General features: G+C 72.0%; 15 protein-coding genes. 9 read left to right on the plus strand and 6 right to left on the minus strand.

The genetic code is table 11. The features are described 5' to 3' along the window. Window positions 1–283: 283 nt before the first annotated feature. The 4 genes from ACQEWB_RS21895 to ACQEWB_RS21910 all read left to right on the plus strand — a co-directional run bounded on the left by ACQEWB_RS21895 (window position 284) and on the right by ACQEWB_RS21910 (window position 3,758). A complete protein-coding gene (locus ACQEWB_RS21895; protein ID WP_432833538.1) occupies window positions 284–1,708 on the plus strand; it encodes an MFS transporter in 1,425 nt (474 codons plus the stop codon). Between the two features lie 61 nt (window positions 1,709–1,769). Beyond that, entirely contained in the window at window positions 1,770–2,255 is a 486-nt protein-coding gene (locus tag ACQEWB_RS21900) for a DUF2771 domain-containing protein (protein WP_432833540.1), read from the plus strand. Continuing rightward, window positions 2,225–2,920, plus strand: a complete 696-nt coding sequence (locus ACQEWB_RS21905; RefSeq protein ID WP_432833542.1) for a futalosine hydrolase — start codon at window positions 2,225–2,227, stop codon at window positions 2,918–2,920. Before ACQEWB_RS21900 ends, ACQEWB_RS21905 begins: the two co-directional genes overlap by 31 nt. Next, window positions 2,910–3,758 carry a 1,4-dihydroxy-6-naphthoate synthase gene (locus tag ACQEWB_RS21910; protein WP_432833544.1) on the plus strand — a complete coding sequence of 283 codons (849 nt, stop codon included), beginning with the start codon at window positions 2,910–2,912 and terminating at the stop codon, window positions 3,756–3,758. Before ACQEWB_RS21905 ends, ACQEWB_RS21910 begins: the two co-directional genes overlap by 11 nt. A gap of 9 nt (window positions 3,759–3,767) precedes the next feature. Here the strand turns inward: ACQEWB_RS21910 and ACQEWB_RS21915 are convergent, their stop codons facing one another. Further along, the gene (locus ACQEWB_RS21915; RefSeq protein ID WP_432833546.1) at window positions 3,768–4,265 is read right to left on the minus strand and encodes a hypothetical protein; all 498 of its coding nucleotides are present in this window, start codon (window positions 4,263–4,265) and stop codon (window positions 3,768–3,770) included. Between the two features lie 19 nt (window positions 4,266–4,284). Further along, window positions 4,285–4,668, minus strand: a complete 384-nt coding sequence (locus tag ACQEWB_RS21920; RefSeq protein ID WP_432833548.1) for a cold-shock protein — start codon at window positions 4,666–4,668, stop codon at window positions 4,285–4,287. Window positions 4,669–4,832: 164 nt separating this feature from the next. Between ACQEWB_RS21920 and ACQEWB_RS21925 the strand changes: the two genes are divergently transcribed. Next, a complete protein-coding gene (locus tag ACQEWB_RS21925) occupies window positions 4,833–5,081 on the plus strand; it encodes a hypothetical protein (protein ID WP_432833550.1) in 249 nt (82 codons plus the stop codon). On the opposite strand, the gene ACQEWB_RS21930 is transcribed toward ACQEWB_RS21925, so the two are convergent. Both ACQEWB_RS21930 and ACQEWB_RS21935 read right to left on the minus strand, forming a co-directional pair. Continuing rightward, window positions 5,060–5,713, minus strand: coding sequence for an HAD family hydrolase (locus tag ACQEWB_RS21930; RefSeq protein ID WP_432833552.1), 654 nt, complete (start codon window positions 5,711–5,713; stop codon window positions 5,060–5,062). The two genes, ACQEWB_RS21925 and ACQEWB_RS21930, sit on opposite strands and share 22 nt — an antisense overlap. 71 nt (window positions 5,714–5,784) lie before the next feature. Continuing rightward, entirely contained in the window at window positions 5,785–6,777 is a 993-nt protein-coding gene (locus ACQEWB_RS21935) for a hypothetical protein (protein ID WP_432833554.1), read from the minus strand. A gap of 611 nt (window positions 6,778–7,388) precedes the next feature. On the opposite strand from ACQEWB_RS21935, the gene ACQEWB_RS21940 reads away from it, so the two are divergent. From ACQEWB_RS21940 to ACQEWB_RS21950, 3 genes are all read left to right on the plus strand, one after another. Further along, on the plus strand, window positions 7,389–9,905 hold the full coding sequence (locus ACQEWB_RS21940; RefSeq protein ID WP_432833556.1) for a helicase-associated domain-containing protein: 2,517 nt from the start codon (window positions 7,389–7,391) through the stop codon (window positions 9,903–9,905). 132 nt (window positions 9,906–10,037) lie between these two features. Continuing rightward, complete coding sequence (locus ACQEWB_RS21945; RefSeq protein ID WP_432833558.1) at window positions 10,038–10,937, plus strand: UTP--glucose-1-phosphate uridylyltransferase; 900 nt, start codon at window positions 10,038–10,040, stop codon at window positions 10,935–10,937. Between the two features lie 78 nt (window positions 10,938–11,015). Next, window positions 11,016–12,659, plus strand: coding sequence for a DNA repair helicase XPB (locus ACQEWB_RS21950; RefSeq protein ID WP_432833561.1), 1,644 nt, complete (start codon window positions 11,016–11,018; stop codon window positions 12,657–12,659). A 159-nt stretch (window positions 12,660–12,818) separates the two neighbouring features. On the opposite strand, the gene ACQEWB_RS21955 is transcribed toward ACQEWB_RS21950, so the two are convergent. Together ACQEWB_RS21955 and ACQEWB_RS21960 are read right to left on the minus strand one after the other, a co-directional pair. After that, the gene (locus ACQEWB_RS21955; RefSeq protein WP_432833563.1) at window positions 12,819–12,971 is read right to left on the minus strand and encodes a hypothetical protein; all 153 of its coding nucleotides are present in this window, start codon (window positions 12,969–12,971) and stop codon (window positions 12,819–12,821) included. A 9-nt stretch (window positions 12,972–12,980) separates the two neighbouring features. Next, complete coding sequence (locus ACQEWB_RS21960) at window positions 12,981–13,163, minus strand: hypothetical protein (protein ID WP_432833565.1); 183 nt, start codon at window positions 13,161–13,163, stop codon at window positions 12,981–12,983. A 311-nt stretch (window positions 13,164–13,474) separates the two neighbouring features. Between ACQEWB_RS21960 and ACQEWB_RS21965 the strand changes: the two genes are divergently transcribed. Beyond that, entirely contained in the window at window positions 13,475–15,562 is a 2,088-nt protein-coding gene (locus ACQEWB_RS21965; protein ID WP_432833567.1) for a HelD family protein, read from the plus strand. The last annotated feature ends 2 nt before the right edge of the window (window positions 15,563–15,564 follow it).

Here is a 15,564-nt window from a genome sequence, read left to right on the forward strand (position 1 = left end):
CGGGTGCGCCGGCCTGAAGGCGGTGGGCGTGGACGGAGCGGACCGAAGGGCCGCGTCGACGTCCGTGCCCGATCGCACTCGGGCGCACCTCATGCATCCATTCTGCGGGATGTCCGAGAGGCGCGCGGCCGAGAACGTTCGCCACGACGCGCTACGCACGCTACCTTCTCGCGACCTTCCGGCCTACACCGACGTGATGGTTCATCGCCCCATAGGCGCTTCATAGGCGTTCATACGCGCGGTAACCGCACTACTCACAGCTTTCTCGGGGCACTATGACGGAGTGGCAGCCGCAAGGACGCCCCAAGGAGCCACCGGGATCGGTGGGGTCAAGGGCAGCAGTCGTGGTGGCGGTTCGGGCCGGTTCGGCGGGCCCGTCCGCGCGGTCGGGCGTGCCCTGCACTTCCCGGTGACCGGTACCGCCCGCGGGATCCGCAAGGCCACGCACGCCCACGGAGCCGGTGAGTCCGGCCTCGGCAAGCTGATCGAACTGCACGGGGTGAACGGCGCGGGCGACGTGATGATCACCGTCGCGCTCGCCTCCACCGTCTTCTTCTCGGTGCCGACCGACGAGGCCCGCGGCCGCGTCGCGCTCTACCTCGCGATCACCATGGCGCCCTTCACGGTCCTCGCCCCGGTGATCGGCCCGCTCCTGGACCGCCTCCCGCACGGCCGCCGGGCCGCGATGGCCGGTTCGATGCTGGCCCGCGCCCTGCTCGCCCTGATCATCGCGAGCGCCGTCTCCACCGGCAGCCTCCAGCTGTATCCGGCCGCGCTGGGCGTGCTGGTCGCGTCCAAGGGGTACGGCGTGGTCAGAAGCGCCGTGGTACCCCGGCTGCTCCCACCCAAGTTCTCCCTGGTCAAGGCCAACTCGCGGGTCACCCTCGGCGGGCTCCTGGCCACCGGTGTGGCCGCGCCGATCGGGGCGGGCCTGCACGCGATCGGGCCCGAGTGGCCGCTCTACGGCGCCTTCGTGATCTACATCTGGGGCATGTTCCTGTCCTTCACCCTGCCGCCGAAGGTCGACTCGGCCAAGGGCGAGGACACGGCCCTGCTGGCGGCGGACGAGCAGCATCTGCACGGGCCGCACCTCAAGCCGGTCAAGCGCCCCGGCCTGCGCACGGTCGGCATCGCCGTCACCCACGCCCTGGGCGCGAACGCCGCCCTGCGCTGGCTCTCCGGCTTCCTCACCTTCTTCCTCGCCTTCCTGCTCCGCGAGCACCCGCTCACCGGCTCCAGCGCGGCCGTGTCGCTGGGCATAGTGGCCGTGTCGGCGGGGGCGGGCAACGCGCTCGGTACGGCCGTCGGGGCGGCGCTGCGCCAGCGGGCCCCGGAGATCATCATCGTGACGGTGCTGCCGATCGTGCTCGGCGTGGCGATCACGGCGGCGATCTTCTTCGGCGCGTTCCTGGTGGCGTGCCTCGCCGCGTTCGCCGGGTTCTCGCAGGCGCTGGCCAAGCTGTCGCTGGACGCGCTGATCCAGCGGGACGTGCCGGAGACGGTGCGCCCGTCGGCGTTCGCCCGCTCGGAGACCATGCTCCAGATGGCCTGGGTGCTGGGCGGCGCGATCGGCATCGTGATGCCGCTGAACGGCGCGGCGGGCCTGAGCCTGTGCGCCGCGGTCATCGCCGTCGGCTGGGCCACCACGGTCCGCGGCCTGCTCGGCTCGGCCCGCCGCGGGGGGCCCGCGAAGCCCCGCGTGGCGTAACACACAGGCACGCCGCACCCCACGTAAGGAGCGCGTGAGGCGCGCCCTATAGCCTTCCGCCATGACCTCGATGCAATCTGTGCGACGCCGCCGCGCCGTCGCTGTCGCCGGCGCCGTCTCCGCCGGGCTGCTCGTCCTGTCGGCCTGCGACAAGCCGACGCCCCGCTCGACGATCACGGTCGGCCGCTCCTCGGTCAGCGAGGAGGCGACGTGCGGTGGTGAGGGCAAGAACCTCCAGACCGCGGACCTCACGAAGTGCCTGAAGGACAAGGACATCCAGTCCATCAAGGTCGACCCCGACGACACGGTCCGCTTCGGCGTCGACCCGGACATCGCCGACAAGCGGTGGACGATCCTGATGAACGGTCAGCCCCTCACCGAGGACAGCGACAAGACCTACCGCACCATCCCGGGCAGCGTCTTCTTCAACCAGCAGTACGGCGCCACCGGCAACTCCACGCTGGTCTCCATCAAGGCGGGCGACGGCAAGAAGAGCGGCACCGGCGTGACCGGCCTGTGGTCGTTCAAGCTGAAGAAGGACGACTGATCACGACTTCGGTACGTGTCCTCGTGGCCACCGCGGTCCCCGCCGAACGGGACGCGGTGGCACGGTCGTTCACCGGCGGTGACGTCATCGCGGCCGGCGTCGGCCCCGCCCTCGCCGCCGCCTCCACCGCGACGGCCCTGACCACGGCCGCCCTGCACGGCACCCCGTACCACCTGGTCGTCTCCGCCGGGATCGCCGGCGGTTTCCAGCCCGGGGCACCCGTCGGCTCGCTCGTCGTCGCCGACGAGATCACCGCGGCCGACCTGGGCGCCGAGACGGCCGACGGGTTCCTCCCGGTCACCGAGCTCGGTTTCGGGACCGTCACCCACCGTCCGCCGGAAACACTCGTACGAGACCTCGTGAGTGCCACCGGAGCGCGCCCCGGCGTCGTACTCACCGTCTCCACGGTGACCGGCACCGCCGAGCGCGCCGCCGTGCTCCGCGCCCGCCACCCGCGCGCCCTCGCCGAGGCCATGGAGGGCTTCGGGGTCGCCGAGGCCGCCGCCGCCCATGGCGTCCCCGTCCTCGAACTGCGCGCGGTCTCCAACCCCGTCGGCCCGCGCGACCGTGCCGCCTGGCGCATCGGCGACGCGCTCGCGGCCCTGACCGAGGGTTTCGGGAAGCTCGCGCCCGTCCTGGAGAGTTGGAACCCACATGACCAGTGACCTTCTGCGCATCGCGTACTCGCCCTGCCCGAACGACACCTTCGTCTTCGACGCCCTCGCCCACGGCCGCGTGCCGGGCGCGCCGGCGCTGGACGTGACCTTCGCGGACATCGACATCACCAACGGCATGGCCGAGCGCGGCGAGTCCGACGTGCTGAAGGTGTCGTACGCGGTGCTGCCGTACGTCCTCGACGAGTACGCGCTGCTGCCGTGCGGGGGTGCGCTGGGGCGGGGGTGCGGGCCGCTGGTGCTGACGCGGGAGGCGGGCGTCGACCTCACCGGCCGTACCGTCGCGGTGCCTAGCGAGAGGTCGACGGCGTACCTGCTGTTCCGCCTGTGGGCCGCGGACACCCTGCCCGGTGGCGTCGGCGAGATCGTCGTCCTGCCGTTCCACGAGATCATGCCGGCCGTGCGGGACGGGAAGGTCGACGCGGGGCTGGTGATCCACGAGGCGCGCTTCACGTACCAGAACTACGGGCTGCACAAGCTCGCGGACATGGGCGAGCACTGGGAGGACACGACCGGGCTGCCCATTCCCTTGGGCGCCATCATCGCCAAACGGTCGCTCGGGGCGGAGACGCTGACCGGACTGGCTGCCGCGATCCGGACGTCCGTACGCGCGGCTTGGGACGACCCCGAGGTGTCTCGGCCGTATGTCATGGAGCACGCGCAGGAGATGGATCCGGCCGTCGCGGATCAGCACATCGGGCTGTACGTCAACGAGTTCACGGCCGACCTCGGTGAGGACGGTTATGCGGCGGTACGGGGGCTGCTCACACGGGCCGCGGCGGAAGGACTCGTACCCGCACTCGGGCCGGAAGCCCTCGACTTCCCCTGAGCAAAGGGCTCACGCCTTCTCGTCACCGTCGGCCAGCGGGGTGCGCGGTGGCCACTGCGCCAGGGACAGCATGCCCAGCACCTTGCGGATGAGGAAGAAGGCCAGGGGGAGTTCGACGCAGACCGCCATGGCCGCCGACATCCAGACGCCGTCGGTGCCGAGGGCGAGGGAGACGTCGAACCAGGCGTCGCAGATCAGCAGGGTCGCCGTCGCGGCGGCGGCCACGGCGACCGCGCGGTGCCGGCGCCAGCCCAGCACCGCGGTGATCGCCATCGCGACGACGAGCAGCACGTCGAAGCCGACCCACGCCGCGCGCCACTGGCGGACCGTGTAGCCGCTGGGGAGCGTGAACCAGAGGAGGATCGTCCAGGGGACGAGGCCCACCGCGGACACCGTGAGGAGTTCCAGGGTGTGCCGGCGCTGTCTCCGGATCCGTTCCAGGAGTTCGGCGGACGGGGCCGCGGAAATCGTGGCCCCGCCTTCGGGTTCGGTGCGTATGTCGCTCACGTACTCGTCGCTCGCGTATCTACACGTCGAGTTGGTCGGCGACCGCCCGCAGCAGGCCGGCGATCTTCTTGCCGGAGGCCTTCTCGGGGTAGCGGCCTCGCTCCAGCATCGGCGTGATGTTCTCCAGCAGGGTCGTCAAATCCTGCACGATGGAGGCGAGTTCGTCCGGCTTCTTACGGGTGGCGGCGGCGACCGAGGGGGTCGGGTCGAGAATGGTGACCGAAAGCGCCTGGTCGCCCCGCTGACCGGCGACGACCCCGAACTCCACTCGCTGTCCCGGCTTGAGTGCTTCTACTCCGGCGGGGAGGACCGAGGAATGGACGAAGACGTCGCCGCCGTCGTCACGGGAGAGAAAGCCGAAGCCCTTCTCGCTGTTGAACCACTTGACCTTGCCGGTAGGCACGTCTGTCCTCGTCCTCGTACTCGTCGGAAAACTGCTTCGGAAACGGCTCTTGATAGCACTCGGGCGGGTCGTCACGGACCCGCCGGTACCAAGGCTAATGGTCTTCAGGCCGGTGACAAGACGTCGCCGGGTTGTTCCTTCGGGCTGGGAACTACCCTGGTCCGGTGCGTGACAAAACCCAAACGAATTCCGCCGAGCCCGGTGACCGACTGATCCGTGCCGGTGCCATCGTCTTCTTCCTCGGCGCGGTGGCCACACTCGTCACAGTGGCTCCGCTGTTCCTCCACGCGAAACCATTTCCCACCTACATGTTCGGACTGAGCATGCTGATGGGAGTCGGCTTCCTGGTCGCCGGTGCCGGAGTGCTGCGTTCCATCGCCGCGGGCCGCCGTCAGGCGCGCGCCGGACGGTAGCCGTCCAGCCAGTCCGGGAACTCCGTGAGGTCCCCGAGCACGACGTCCGCCCCGGCCGACGCCAGCTCGTCGGTGCTGCACGGCCCGGTCGCCACGGCCACCGACAGCGCGTCGGCCTTCCGCGCCCCGCGCACGTCCCCGACGTGGTCGCCGACGTACACCCCGGCCCCGTGCTCGCGCAGCGCCTCCGCCTTCTGCTCGGCCCACAGGTCACCGACGAGCTCGTCGGGCCGGATCCCCAGGTGGTCCAGGTGCAGCCTGGCGTTCGGCCGGTACTTCGCGGTTACGACGATGGCCCGTCCCCCGGCCGCCTTCACCGCGTCGATCGCCTCCCGGGCCCCGGCCATGGCGGGCGTCGCCTCGATGGCGATCGTCGGGTACATCGACCGGTAGAGATCGCCCATCGCCGCGATCTCCTCCTCCGGGAACCAGTTGACCAGCTCCTCGGCGAGCGGCGGCCCCAGCCGGGTGACCGCCAGATCGGCGTCGATGTACGTCCCGGTCCGCTCGGCCAGCGCCCGGTAGCAGGCGTGGATGCCGGGCCGGGAGTCGATGAGGGTCATGTCGAGGTCGAAGCCGACGGTGAGGGCGGGGGCGGCGGGGGATGCGGGGGATGCGGGGGTGAAGGCCATATCGGCCATTGTGCCCACCCCGTACGACGGGAAGCCGTCCGGCCGGTGTGACGTACACCTACATCCGGCGCTCACATCCGGCGCTGCGACCGCCATACGACGAAGAGCGCCGACAGCACGGCCGCGCCCCGGACCACCCACGGCCAGGTCTGGGAGATGGCGTCGTTCATGTGGCCCTGCGCGATGGGGTCGCCCCAGCGGCCGTCGTTGCGGCCCCAGAGCCACACCACACCGGCCGCGACCGCCAGGCCCGGCATGCCCATGACCGCCCACTTGGACTCGTTCTGGGTCAGGCGGCGGGAGGCGTAGGCGATGAGCCAGCCGAGCAGCAGCGCGAACCAGTTCCCGAGGATCGCCCCGGCGACGAGCAGCCCGGCGGCGAGCAGGAGGAGCGGGTTGCTCCAGCGGGAGGCGGGGAGGGAGAGGCGGCGGCGCCGGGGCGCGGGAGCGTCCTCGACGGCCTCCTCTTCCGCTTCCTCGGCTGCTACGGCCTTCTCGGTGGCCGGGGCGGGCTCGGGCTCCTTGGGGCGCGGGGGCCTGAGCAGGTCGGGGATCTCCACGCCGCCCACGAACCCGGTCGGCAGGCTGTCCTCGAAGCGGGTGTTGTCCACCCGCCACCAGTCGGGGTGGGTGGCGCTGCCGCCGAGTTCGTCGGCGGACGCGAGATGCGGCGGGGAGGGGGCGTCGGAGGGGGGTGCGGCGGCCGGTTCGGGCTTGGCGGGGCGCTGCCGCGGTACGACCCTGCGCAGGCTCTTGGGCAGGCGCTTGCCGTCGTCGGGCTCGTCGTCGCGCTGGACCGGCACGTGGGCCGGGGCGGCGGGGGCCCCTGCTTCAGCCGAGCCCCCGGCGGCCTTGACGACCTCGTCGGGGCTGCCGAGCCGGGAGATGATCCGGCGGACGGCGGCGGGGCTGTCCACGGTGGCCTTGGCGCGGCGCCGCTCGATCTCGCCGCGCAGCTCGGAGACGAGGCGCATGCGGGCGGCCGACGGCAACTGGCGCTGCTGCGCGACGTCGCCGACGGCGCTCAGATACTCGTAGACGACCTTGTCGCTCTCGATCCCCACGAAGTCCCCTCCGGGGCGGGTGCGTTGGATACCCCGACGGGACGACGGTAGCGCAGGGCGCGGCTCACGTCGGCGTGCACACCAGCGGGTACTCGGTCTCCGAGCAGGGGCGGTTGCCGTACTCGCGCGGGATGTCCTTGCCGCCCTGGTCGGTGAGGTAGCGCAGGAAGGCGGCGGCGGTGGAGTCGGCGGGCGGTTCGCCGTAGGTGTAGGCGTACTCGGTCTGCCAGTACGGGTAGGTGCCGTCCTCGCTGTAGCCGAGGGCGGCGGTGCGTTGCTGTCTGGAGCCGGTAACCGAGCCGCTTGCCGCGGATGACGACGAACTCCCACACGAACGCCAGCATCGGGATCGTCACGCTGACGATCGCGACGACGTTGTTGAAGTCGAGCTCGACACCGAAGAGGCTCACCGCGGAATCCCCTTGATTCATTGGGTTGTTGAGGGGGTGGGAGACCAGGGGCCATGTCCTGTTCAGCCGAGAGACGAGCTCAGCCCCATCGCAGCCCGTCCGGCGTGTGAGGACGAGGCCGTTCAGGCCGAAGGGGGGTCTGGGGGCGCCGCCCCCAGGGGACGCCGACTGCCGCGCCGGGTACCCGCTAACGTGGGTCAGATGAGCACCCCCGGCCCACGTTCCCTCGCAGAGGCGCTCCGGCTCAGGGACGACGCCTCCCTCGCCGCGCTGCTCCGTGCCCGCGCGGACCTCATCACGCCCGTCCCGACCGACCTCACCCAGCTGGCCACCCGGGCCGGCACGCGGGCGTCGGTCGTGCGGGCACTGGAGCGGCTGGACCGTTTCGCGCTCCAGACGGCGGAGGCGCTGGCGGTCGCGGGGGACCCGGCGTCGTACGACGAACTGCTCGGGCTGATGACCGGCGACGAGGGCGACCCGACGGTCACCGCGGCGCTCCCCCGCGCCGTCGGCACCCTGCGCGAACAGGCGCTGGTGTGGGGCGGCGACGAGCAGCTGCGGCTGGTGCGGACGGCGCGGGAGCTGCTGGCGCCGTCCCCGCAGCACCCTTCTCCGACGGGGCTCGGCCCCACCGTGCAGGAGGCCACCGCCGGGATGTCGCCGGGCCGGATCCAGGAGATCGTCGCCACCGCGGGGCTCACCTCGACGCACGACTCGGTCTCGGCCGTGGCCGCGCTGACCGGCCTGTTCACCGACCGGCGGCGGATGGCGGCGCTGCTCGCCGAGGCGCCCGCGCAGTCCCGGGAGGTGCTGGAGCGGCTGGTGTGGGGGCCGCCGTACGGGCAGGTCACCGCCGACCCCGCGGCCCATCTGCGGCACCTCCTCGACCGCGGGCTGCTGCTGCCGACGGCGCCCGGCACGGTCGTACTCCCCCGGGAAGTGGCCCTGCACCTGCGCGGCGGCCGTGCCCACCGTGCCACCGAGCCGCTGCCGCCCGCGCCGGAGCCGACGGCCGTACACCGTCCACAGGTTGTGGACACCACGGCGGCCGGGCAGGCGTACACCGCGCTGGCGACCGTGGAGGAGCTGCTGAAGGACTGGGACGAGGGCGGGCCGACGGTGCTGCGCGCGGGCGGGCTGAGCGTGCGCGACCTCAAGCGGACCGCCGTGGCCCTCGACGTGTCCGAGCCGATCGCCGCGTTCTGGGTCGAACTCGCCTATGCGGCGGGCCTGTTGGCCTCCGACGGCGAGGCCGACGAGCGGTACGCGGCGACCCCGGCCTACGACGAGTGGCTGGAGCAGCCCGCCGCCCAGCGCTGGGCCGGGCTGGCCCAGACCTGGCTGACGGCGACCCGGACGGCGGGTGTGGTCGGCGGCCGGGACGCGAAGGATCGCGCACTGTCGGCGCTGGGCCCGGGCCTCGACCGCTCGGCGGCCCCGGAGGTACGACACCGGGTGCTGACGCTCCTCGCCGGCCTGCCGGAGGGCGCCGCGCCGTCACCCGACTCGGTACTGGACCGGCTCCGCTGGGAACGCCCCCTGCGCGGCCCCCAGCAGGACGACGACCTGCGCGCCCGCCTGGCCCGCTGGACCCTGACGGAGGCGGAGCTGCTGGGCGTGACGGGGCGCGGGGCCCTTTCGACGCAGGGGCGGGCGCTGCTGGGGGCACCGGCGCCGAAGAAAGCCGACACCGATGAGAAAGGCCCCGGCGACAAGCTCCCCGTCCACCGCGTGCCGGTCGTCGTGGAGCCTCTCTCCCCCGCCGAGCAGGCCGTCGCCTCCGCGGCCGCCGCGCGGCTGCTCGCGCCGCTGCTGCCCGAGCCGCTCGACCACGTCCTGCTCCAGGCCGACCTGACCGCGGTGGCCCCCGGCCCGCTCCAGCGGCCGCTCGCGGACATGCTGGACGTGCTGGGGGACGTGGAGTCGAAGGGCGGGGCGACGGTCTACCGGTTCACGCCCGGGTCGGTGCGGCGGGCCCTGGACGCCGGCCGCAGCGCCTCCGACCTGCACGCCTTCCTCGCCGCGCACTCCCGTACGCCGGTTCCGCAGCCGCTCGCGTACCTGATCGACGACGTGGCCCGCAAGCACGGCCACCTCCGGGTCGGCGCCGCCTCGGCGTACGTCCGGTGCGACGACGACGCCCTGCTGAACGAGATCATGGCCGACAAGCGCGCCGCGGCCCTGCGCCTGCGCCGCCTCGCCCCCACCGTGCTGGCCACCCAGGCCGACCCGGCGACCCTCCTGGACGGCCTGCGCGCGATGGGCTTCGCGCCGGCCGCCGAGTCCGCCGACGGCGACGTCGTGATCACCCGCCCCGACGCCCACCGCACCCCGCCGCGCACCGCCCCCGAACCGGTCCCCGACGGCCCGCCGACCCCCGACGCCACGCTCCTCACGGCCGCGATCCGCGCCATCCGCGCCGGCGACCTCGCCTCCACCACCCCGCGCAAACAGCCCCCGTCGGCCACCGCCCCGACCGGCACCCTCCCCCGCACCGGCTCCGCCGAGACCCTCGCCACCATGCAGGCCGCCGTCCTCACCGGCGAGGCCCTGTGGATCGGCTACGTCAACGCCGAGGGCGCCGCCAGCCAGCGCGTCATCGCCCCTATCCGCGTCGAGGGCGGCTTCGTGACGGCGTACGACCACACGGCGGACGAGGTACGGACGTATCCGCTGCACCGCGTGACGGGGGTGGCGGAACTGGCGGACGAGGCCTGAACCCGGCTCCTTTCGCCACAGCTCCACTCACGTGTCCGGAAGTGTTCACCCGGGGCTTCCGGCCCGGGCTCGCGGGCAGCGTTTGCTGAACGGGACCGGAACCGTAACCGGCTTTTCGACGAAAGGGGCCCCATGGCCACGACGATCCGCCGCGCAGTCATCCCCGCCGCCGGGCTGGGCTCCCGCCTGCTGCCGCTGACCAAGGCGATCCCGAAGGAGATGCTGCCGGTCGGCGACAAGCCCGTCGTCGAGCACACCGTGCGGGAGCTGGTGGCGTCCGGCATCACCGACATCACGATCGTCGTGTCGGGTGGGAAAGGGCTGATCCAGGATCATTTCCGGCCTAATCCGGGGCTGGTCGCGCAGCTTCGGGCGGACGGCAAGGACGGCTACGCGGACGCGGTGGAGGAGGTCGGCGAGCTGTCCCGGCAGGGCCACATCACCTACCTCGACCAGCACGGCCCGTACGGCAACGGCACCCCGGTCCTCAACGCCGCCCGCAACGTGGGCGACGAGCCGATCCTCGTCCTGTGGCCGGACGACGTCTTCGTGGCGGACGTCCCCCGCGCCCAGCAGCTGATCCGCGCCTACGAGGCGACCAGCTGCCCGGTCCTCGCCCTCCTCCCCATGGACCCGGCCGACTCCCAGCGCTACGGAGTGCCGCGGGTGAAGGAGGATCTCGGCGACGGGCTGCTCCGGATCACCGGGCTCGTCGAGAAGCCCAAGCCCCAGGACGCGCCCTCCGCCTACGCGGCCATCGGCGGATACGTGATCACCCCCGGCATCGTCGAGGAGCTCCGCAAGCAGACCAAGGCCTGGTACGAGCACCGCACCGGCGAGATCTACCTCACCGACGCCATCAACGCCTACGCCGCCGGCAAGGCGGTCTACGGCCAGGTCATCCAGGGCCGCTGGTACGACACCGGGAACCCGCTCGCCTACCTGACGGCCCAGTTCGCCGCCGCTCTCGCCGACCCGGAGTACGGGCCGCATCTGCGGCGGCAGGCGGAGCTGGACGAGCATCGCCCGTGATCTTCCCCTGTTTTTCCGGGGGTGGGGCACACTGGACGTTTGGCCGGTGAGAACGGCCGTACGGAAAGGGTGCCCCGGGTGAATGGTCCGCTGATCGTCCAGTCCGACAAGACGCTGCTTCTCGAGGTCGACCACGAGCAGGCCGACGAGTGCCGTCGGGCCATCGCCGCGTTCGCGGAGCTGGAGCGGGCGCCCGAGCACATCCACACCTACCGGGTGACGCCGCTGGGGCTGTGGAACGCGCGGGCGGCCGGGCACGACGCCGAGCAGGTGGTCGACGCGCTGGTGCAGTTCAGCCGGTATCCGGTGCCGCACGCGCTGCTCGTCGACGTCGCCGAGACGATGGACCGGTACGGGCGGCTGACGCTCAGCAAGCATCCGACGCACGGGCTGGTGCTGACCACCACGGACCGGCCGGTGCTGGAGGAGGTGCTGCGGTCCAAGCGGATCGCGCCGCTCGTCGGGGCGCGGATCGATCCGGACACCGTCGCCGTGCACCCCTCCGAGCGGGGGCAGATCAAGCAGACGCTGCTGAAGCTGGGGTGGCCGGCCGAGGACCTCGCCGGGTACGTGGACGGCGAGGCGCACCCCATCGAGCTGAACGAGGACGGGTGGGCGCTGCGGCCGTACCAGAAGCAGGCGGTGGAGAACTTCTGGCACGGCGGGTCGGGTGTCGTCGTCCTGCCCTGCGGGGCGGGGAAGACCCTGGTCGGAGCGGGCTCCATGGCCCAGGCGAAGTCCACCACCCTCATCCTCGTCACCAACACCGTCTCGGCCCGGCAGTGGAAGCACGAGCTGGTGAAGCGGACCTCGCTGACCGAGGACGAGATCGGTGAGTACAGCGGGACGCGGAAGGAGATCCGGCCGGTCACCATCGCGACGTACCAGGTACTCACGACGAAGCGGAAGGGTGTCTACCCGCACCTGGAGCTCTTCGACTCCCGTGACTGGGGGCTGATCCTGTACGACGAGGTGCACCTGCTGCCGGCCCCTGTCTTCAAGTTCACGGCGGACCTTCAGGCGCGCCGTCGCCTCGGGCTGACCGCGACCCTCGTCCGCGAGGACGGGCGCGAGTCGGACGTGTTCTCCCTCATCGGGCCGAAGCGGTTCGACGCTCCCTGGAAGGAGATCGAGGCGCAGGGGTACATCGCGCCGGCGGACTGTGTGGAGGTGCGGGTCAATCTGACCGACTCCGAGCGGCTCGCGTACGCCACGGCCGAGCAGGAGGAGAAGTACCGCTTCTGTGCGACGACCGACACCAAGCGGAAGGTGACCGAGGCGATCGTGCGCCGGTTCGCCGGGCAGCAGATCCTGGTCATCGGGCAGTACATCGACCAACTCGACGAGCTGGGCGAGCACTTGAACGCTCCGGTGATCAAGGGCGAGACGTCGAACGCACAGCGCGAGAAGCTCTTCGACGCGTTCCGGGAGGGCGAGATCAGCGTCCTCGTCGTCTCCAAGGTCGCGAACTTCTCCATCGACCTCCCCGAGGCGACGGTCGCCGTCCAGGTCTCCGGCACCTTCGGCTCCCGCCAGGAGGAGGCCCAGCGCCTCGGCCGCGTCCTGCGCCCCAAGGCGGACGGCCACAAGGCCCACTTCTACTCGGTCGTCGCCCGCGACACGATCGACCAGGACTTCGCCGCCCACCGCCAACGCTTCCTGGCGGAACAGGGGTACGCGTACCGGATCGTGGACGCGGACGAGTTGTTGGCGGAGGGCTGAGCCGGACACCGGGCCCCGTCAGGGTGCGGGGAGCGTGAACACCAGGAGCAGGACGAACAGGGGCGGCAGGAGCTAGGCGAAGGCCACGGCTGCGCGCAACGGGAGCCGGCGGCGTCGCCAGGGCAGCAGCCACGCCGTCGCCAGGGCCGCGAGGGTGAGTCAGGGGGCGTAGGAGAGGGTCCCGTAGATCAGGGACAGACGGGAGTCGAGGGCCGGCGAGCAGTCGTCGGGACCGCAGGCGTCCGTCGCCATCGCGGACAGGCCCTGGAGGACCGGGACACCGGTGCGCGTACTCGTCCGGTGCGTGATCACGTACTCAGGTCACTTCCTGCGTACGCCCGCTTCCTCGCCGTACTCGCCGAGTATGACGACGTCGAAGGCGGCGCCCACGAAGACACGGACCGCGCGCACGGCGTTGCCGATGCGGTGGGCGGCGTGGGCGCCGGAGACGGGGGTCGCGCCGGACGGGCGACCGGGGGCCGGGGTGAAGGTCGCTGCACTCATGTCTCCATGGTGGCCTTCGACGCATAAGGAGGGCATCGGCCCCAGGGCCCCAATCGCTGTGGTCCTTGGGTACACCCTGAGGGTGGAGCCTCCTACACCAGACGCACGGGGCATCCCCTAGGGGATGGAGGGGATCGCCCCGGAGACGGGACGGACGCCGGGCGTTAATTCATTGGCCTCCCGCCGTGCGCCTGACCTAGAATCTCCGCTCTTGCCCGCCTCCCCTCCCGGAGTGCCGCCGACCGGACGGAAACCGGCCGGCACATCGCAGCAGCAGTCACACAGCCCGCAGCACCTTCGGAGGCACCCCCTTGTCCACGCCCGTCGACGACCCGACGCCACTCGACGACCCCCTCTCCCGCGAGCGCACCCACCTCGCCGACTCCCGTTCCGCGCTGCGCGCGATGCGCGAGGACGTGGAGTCGCTGGACATCAAGGACGTCACCGCGAACTGGGTCAACGCCGAGGTCCTGGCCCGCCAGATCGAGGAGCGCATCAAGGCGCTGGCCGACCTGAGCGACACCCCGCTGTTCTTCGGCCGCCTCGACTACCTGCACGCGCCCGGCGCCGACCGGGCCGAGGGCGGGGAGGGCGAGCGCCCGCAGCCGGAGGCTGCTTATCAGACACTGCACATCGGTCGCCGGCACGTGCACGACCACGACGGCGACCCGATGGTCATCGACTGGCGGGCGCCGGTCTCGCAGCCGTTCTACCGGGCGTCCAAGAAGGACCCGATGGACATCGCGCTGCGCCGCCGCTTCGGGTACACCCGGGGCGACATCACGGCGTACGAGGACGAGCACCTCTCCGACCCGGCCGAGGCCGCCCGCACCAGCAAACTGCTCCAGCAGGAGATCGAGCGGCCGCGCGTCGGTCCGATGCGCGACATCGTCGCCACCATCCAGCCCGAGCAGGACGAGATCGTACGGTCCGGGCTGGGCGGCACGGTCTGCGTGCAGGGAGGCCCCGGGACCGGGAAGACGGCGGTTGGCCTGCACCGGGTCGCCTACCTGCTGTACGCCCATCGCGAGCGGCTCGCCCGCACCGGCACCCTCGTCATCGGGCCGAACCGGTCCTTCCTCCACTACATCGAGCAAGTGCTGCCCGCGCTGGGCGAGTTGGCCGTCCAGCAGGCGACCGTGGACGACCTGGTGGCGGCCGGCGCGGAGGTGCGCGGCAGCGACGAGGCGACGGCCGCGGTCGTCAAGGGCGACGCGAGGATGGCGGAGGTGCTGCGGCGGGCCGTGTACTCGCACGTGACGATGCCGACCGAGCCGGTGATGGTCGTGCGCGGATCACGGCGGTGGCGGGTCCCGGCGTACGAACTCGAGGACATCGTCCGGGAGTTGCTGGCCCGCGACATCCGTTACGGCGCCGCCCGCGAGGCCCTGCCGCAGCGCATCGCGCATGCCGTGCTGGTGCAGATGGAGCGGTCGGGTGAGGCGCCGGACGACCGGGTGCAGGACGCGGTGGCCCGCAGCGCGGCGGTGAAGGCGGCCGTGAAGGCGGTCTGGCCGCCCGTCGACCCGGCGAAACTCGTCCTGCGCCTGCTCACGGACGCGGACTTCCTCGCCGTACACGCGGAGGGGCTGCTCGACGAGGACGAGCAGAAGACGATCCGGTGGGCGAAGGCGGTCCGGTCGGTGAAGGCGGCCAAGTGGTCCGCCGCGGACGCGGTGTTGATCGACGAGGCGACGGACATCGTGCAGCGCACGCACTCGCTCGGGCATGTGGTCCTCGACGAGGCACAGGACCTCTCGCCCATGCAGTACCGGGCGGTGGGGCGGCGCTGCACGACCGGTTCGGCGACCGTCCTCGGCGACCTGGCACAGGGCACCACGCCCTGGGCCACCCGGAGTTGGGACGAGGCGCTGGCCCATCTCGGCAAGTCGGACGGCGTGATCGAGGAACTGACGGCCGGTTTCCGCGTACCGACGGATGTCATCACGTACGCGTCCCGCCTGCTCCCGCACATCGCGCCCGGTCTTACGCCGGTCGCGTCCGTGCGGGAGAATCCGGGGTTCTTCGAGCGGCGGGACGTTGGTGGGGTGGGTGAAGTGGTCGCCGCGTGTGGGGAGTTGCTGCGGAACGAGGGGTCGACGGGGTTGATCGCCGCGGACGCGCGGGTGCCGGAGCTTGCGAGGGCGCTGACGGCGGCCGGGATCGGTCATCTGGCCCCCGGCGAGGAGACGACGGCGGAGACCCGGCTGACTCTGGTGCCGGCGTCTCTCGCCAAGGGTCTGGAGTACGACTACGTGGTGCTGGACGAGCCGCAGGCGGTGGTGGACGGGGAGCCTGATGAGCGGACGGGGTTGCGGCGGTTGTACGTGGCGTTGACCCGTGCGGTCTCGGGACTGATCGTGACGCATTCGGCGCCACTGCCGCCTCAACTGGACTGAGG

The sequence above is a fragment of the Streptomyces sp. CA-249302 genome, assembly GCF_050936785.1.
Classification (GTDB): domain Bacteria; phylum Actinomycetota; class Actinomycetes; order Streptomycetales; family Streptomycetaceae; genus Streptomyces.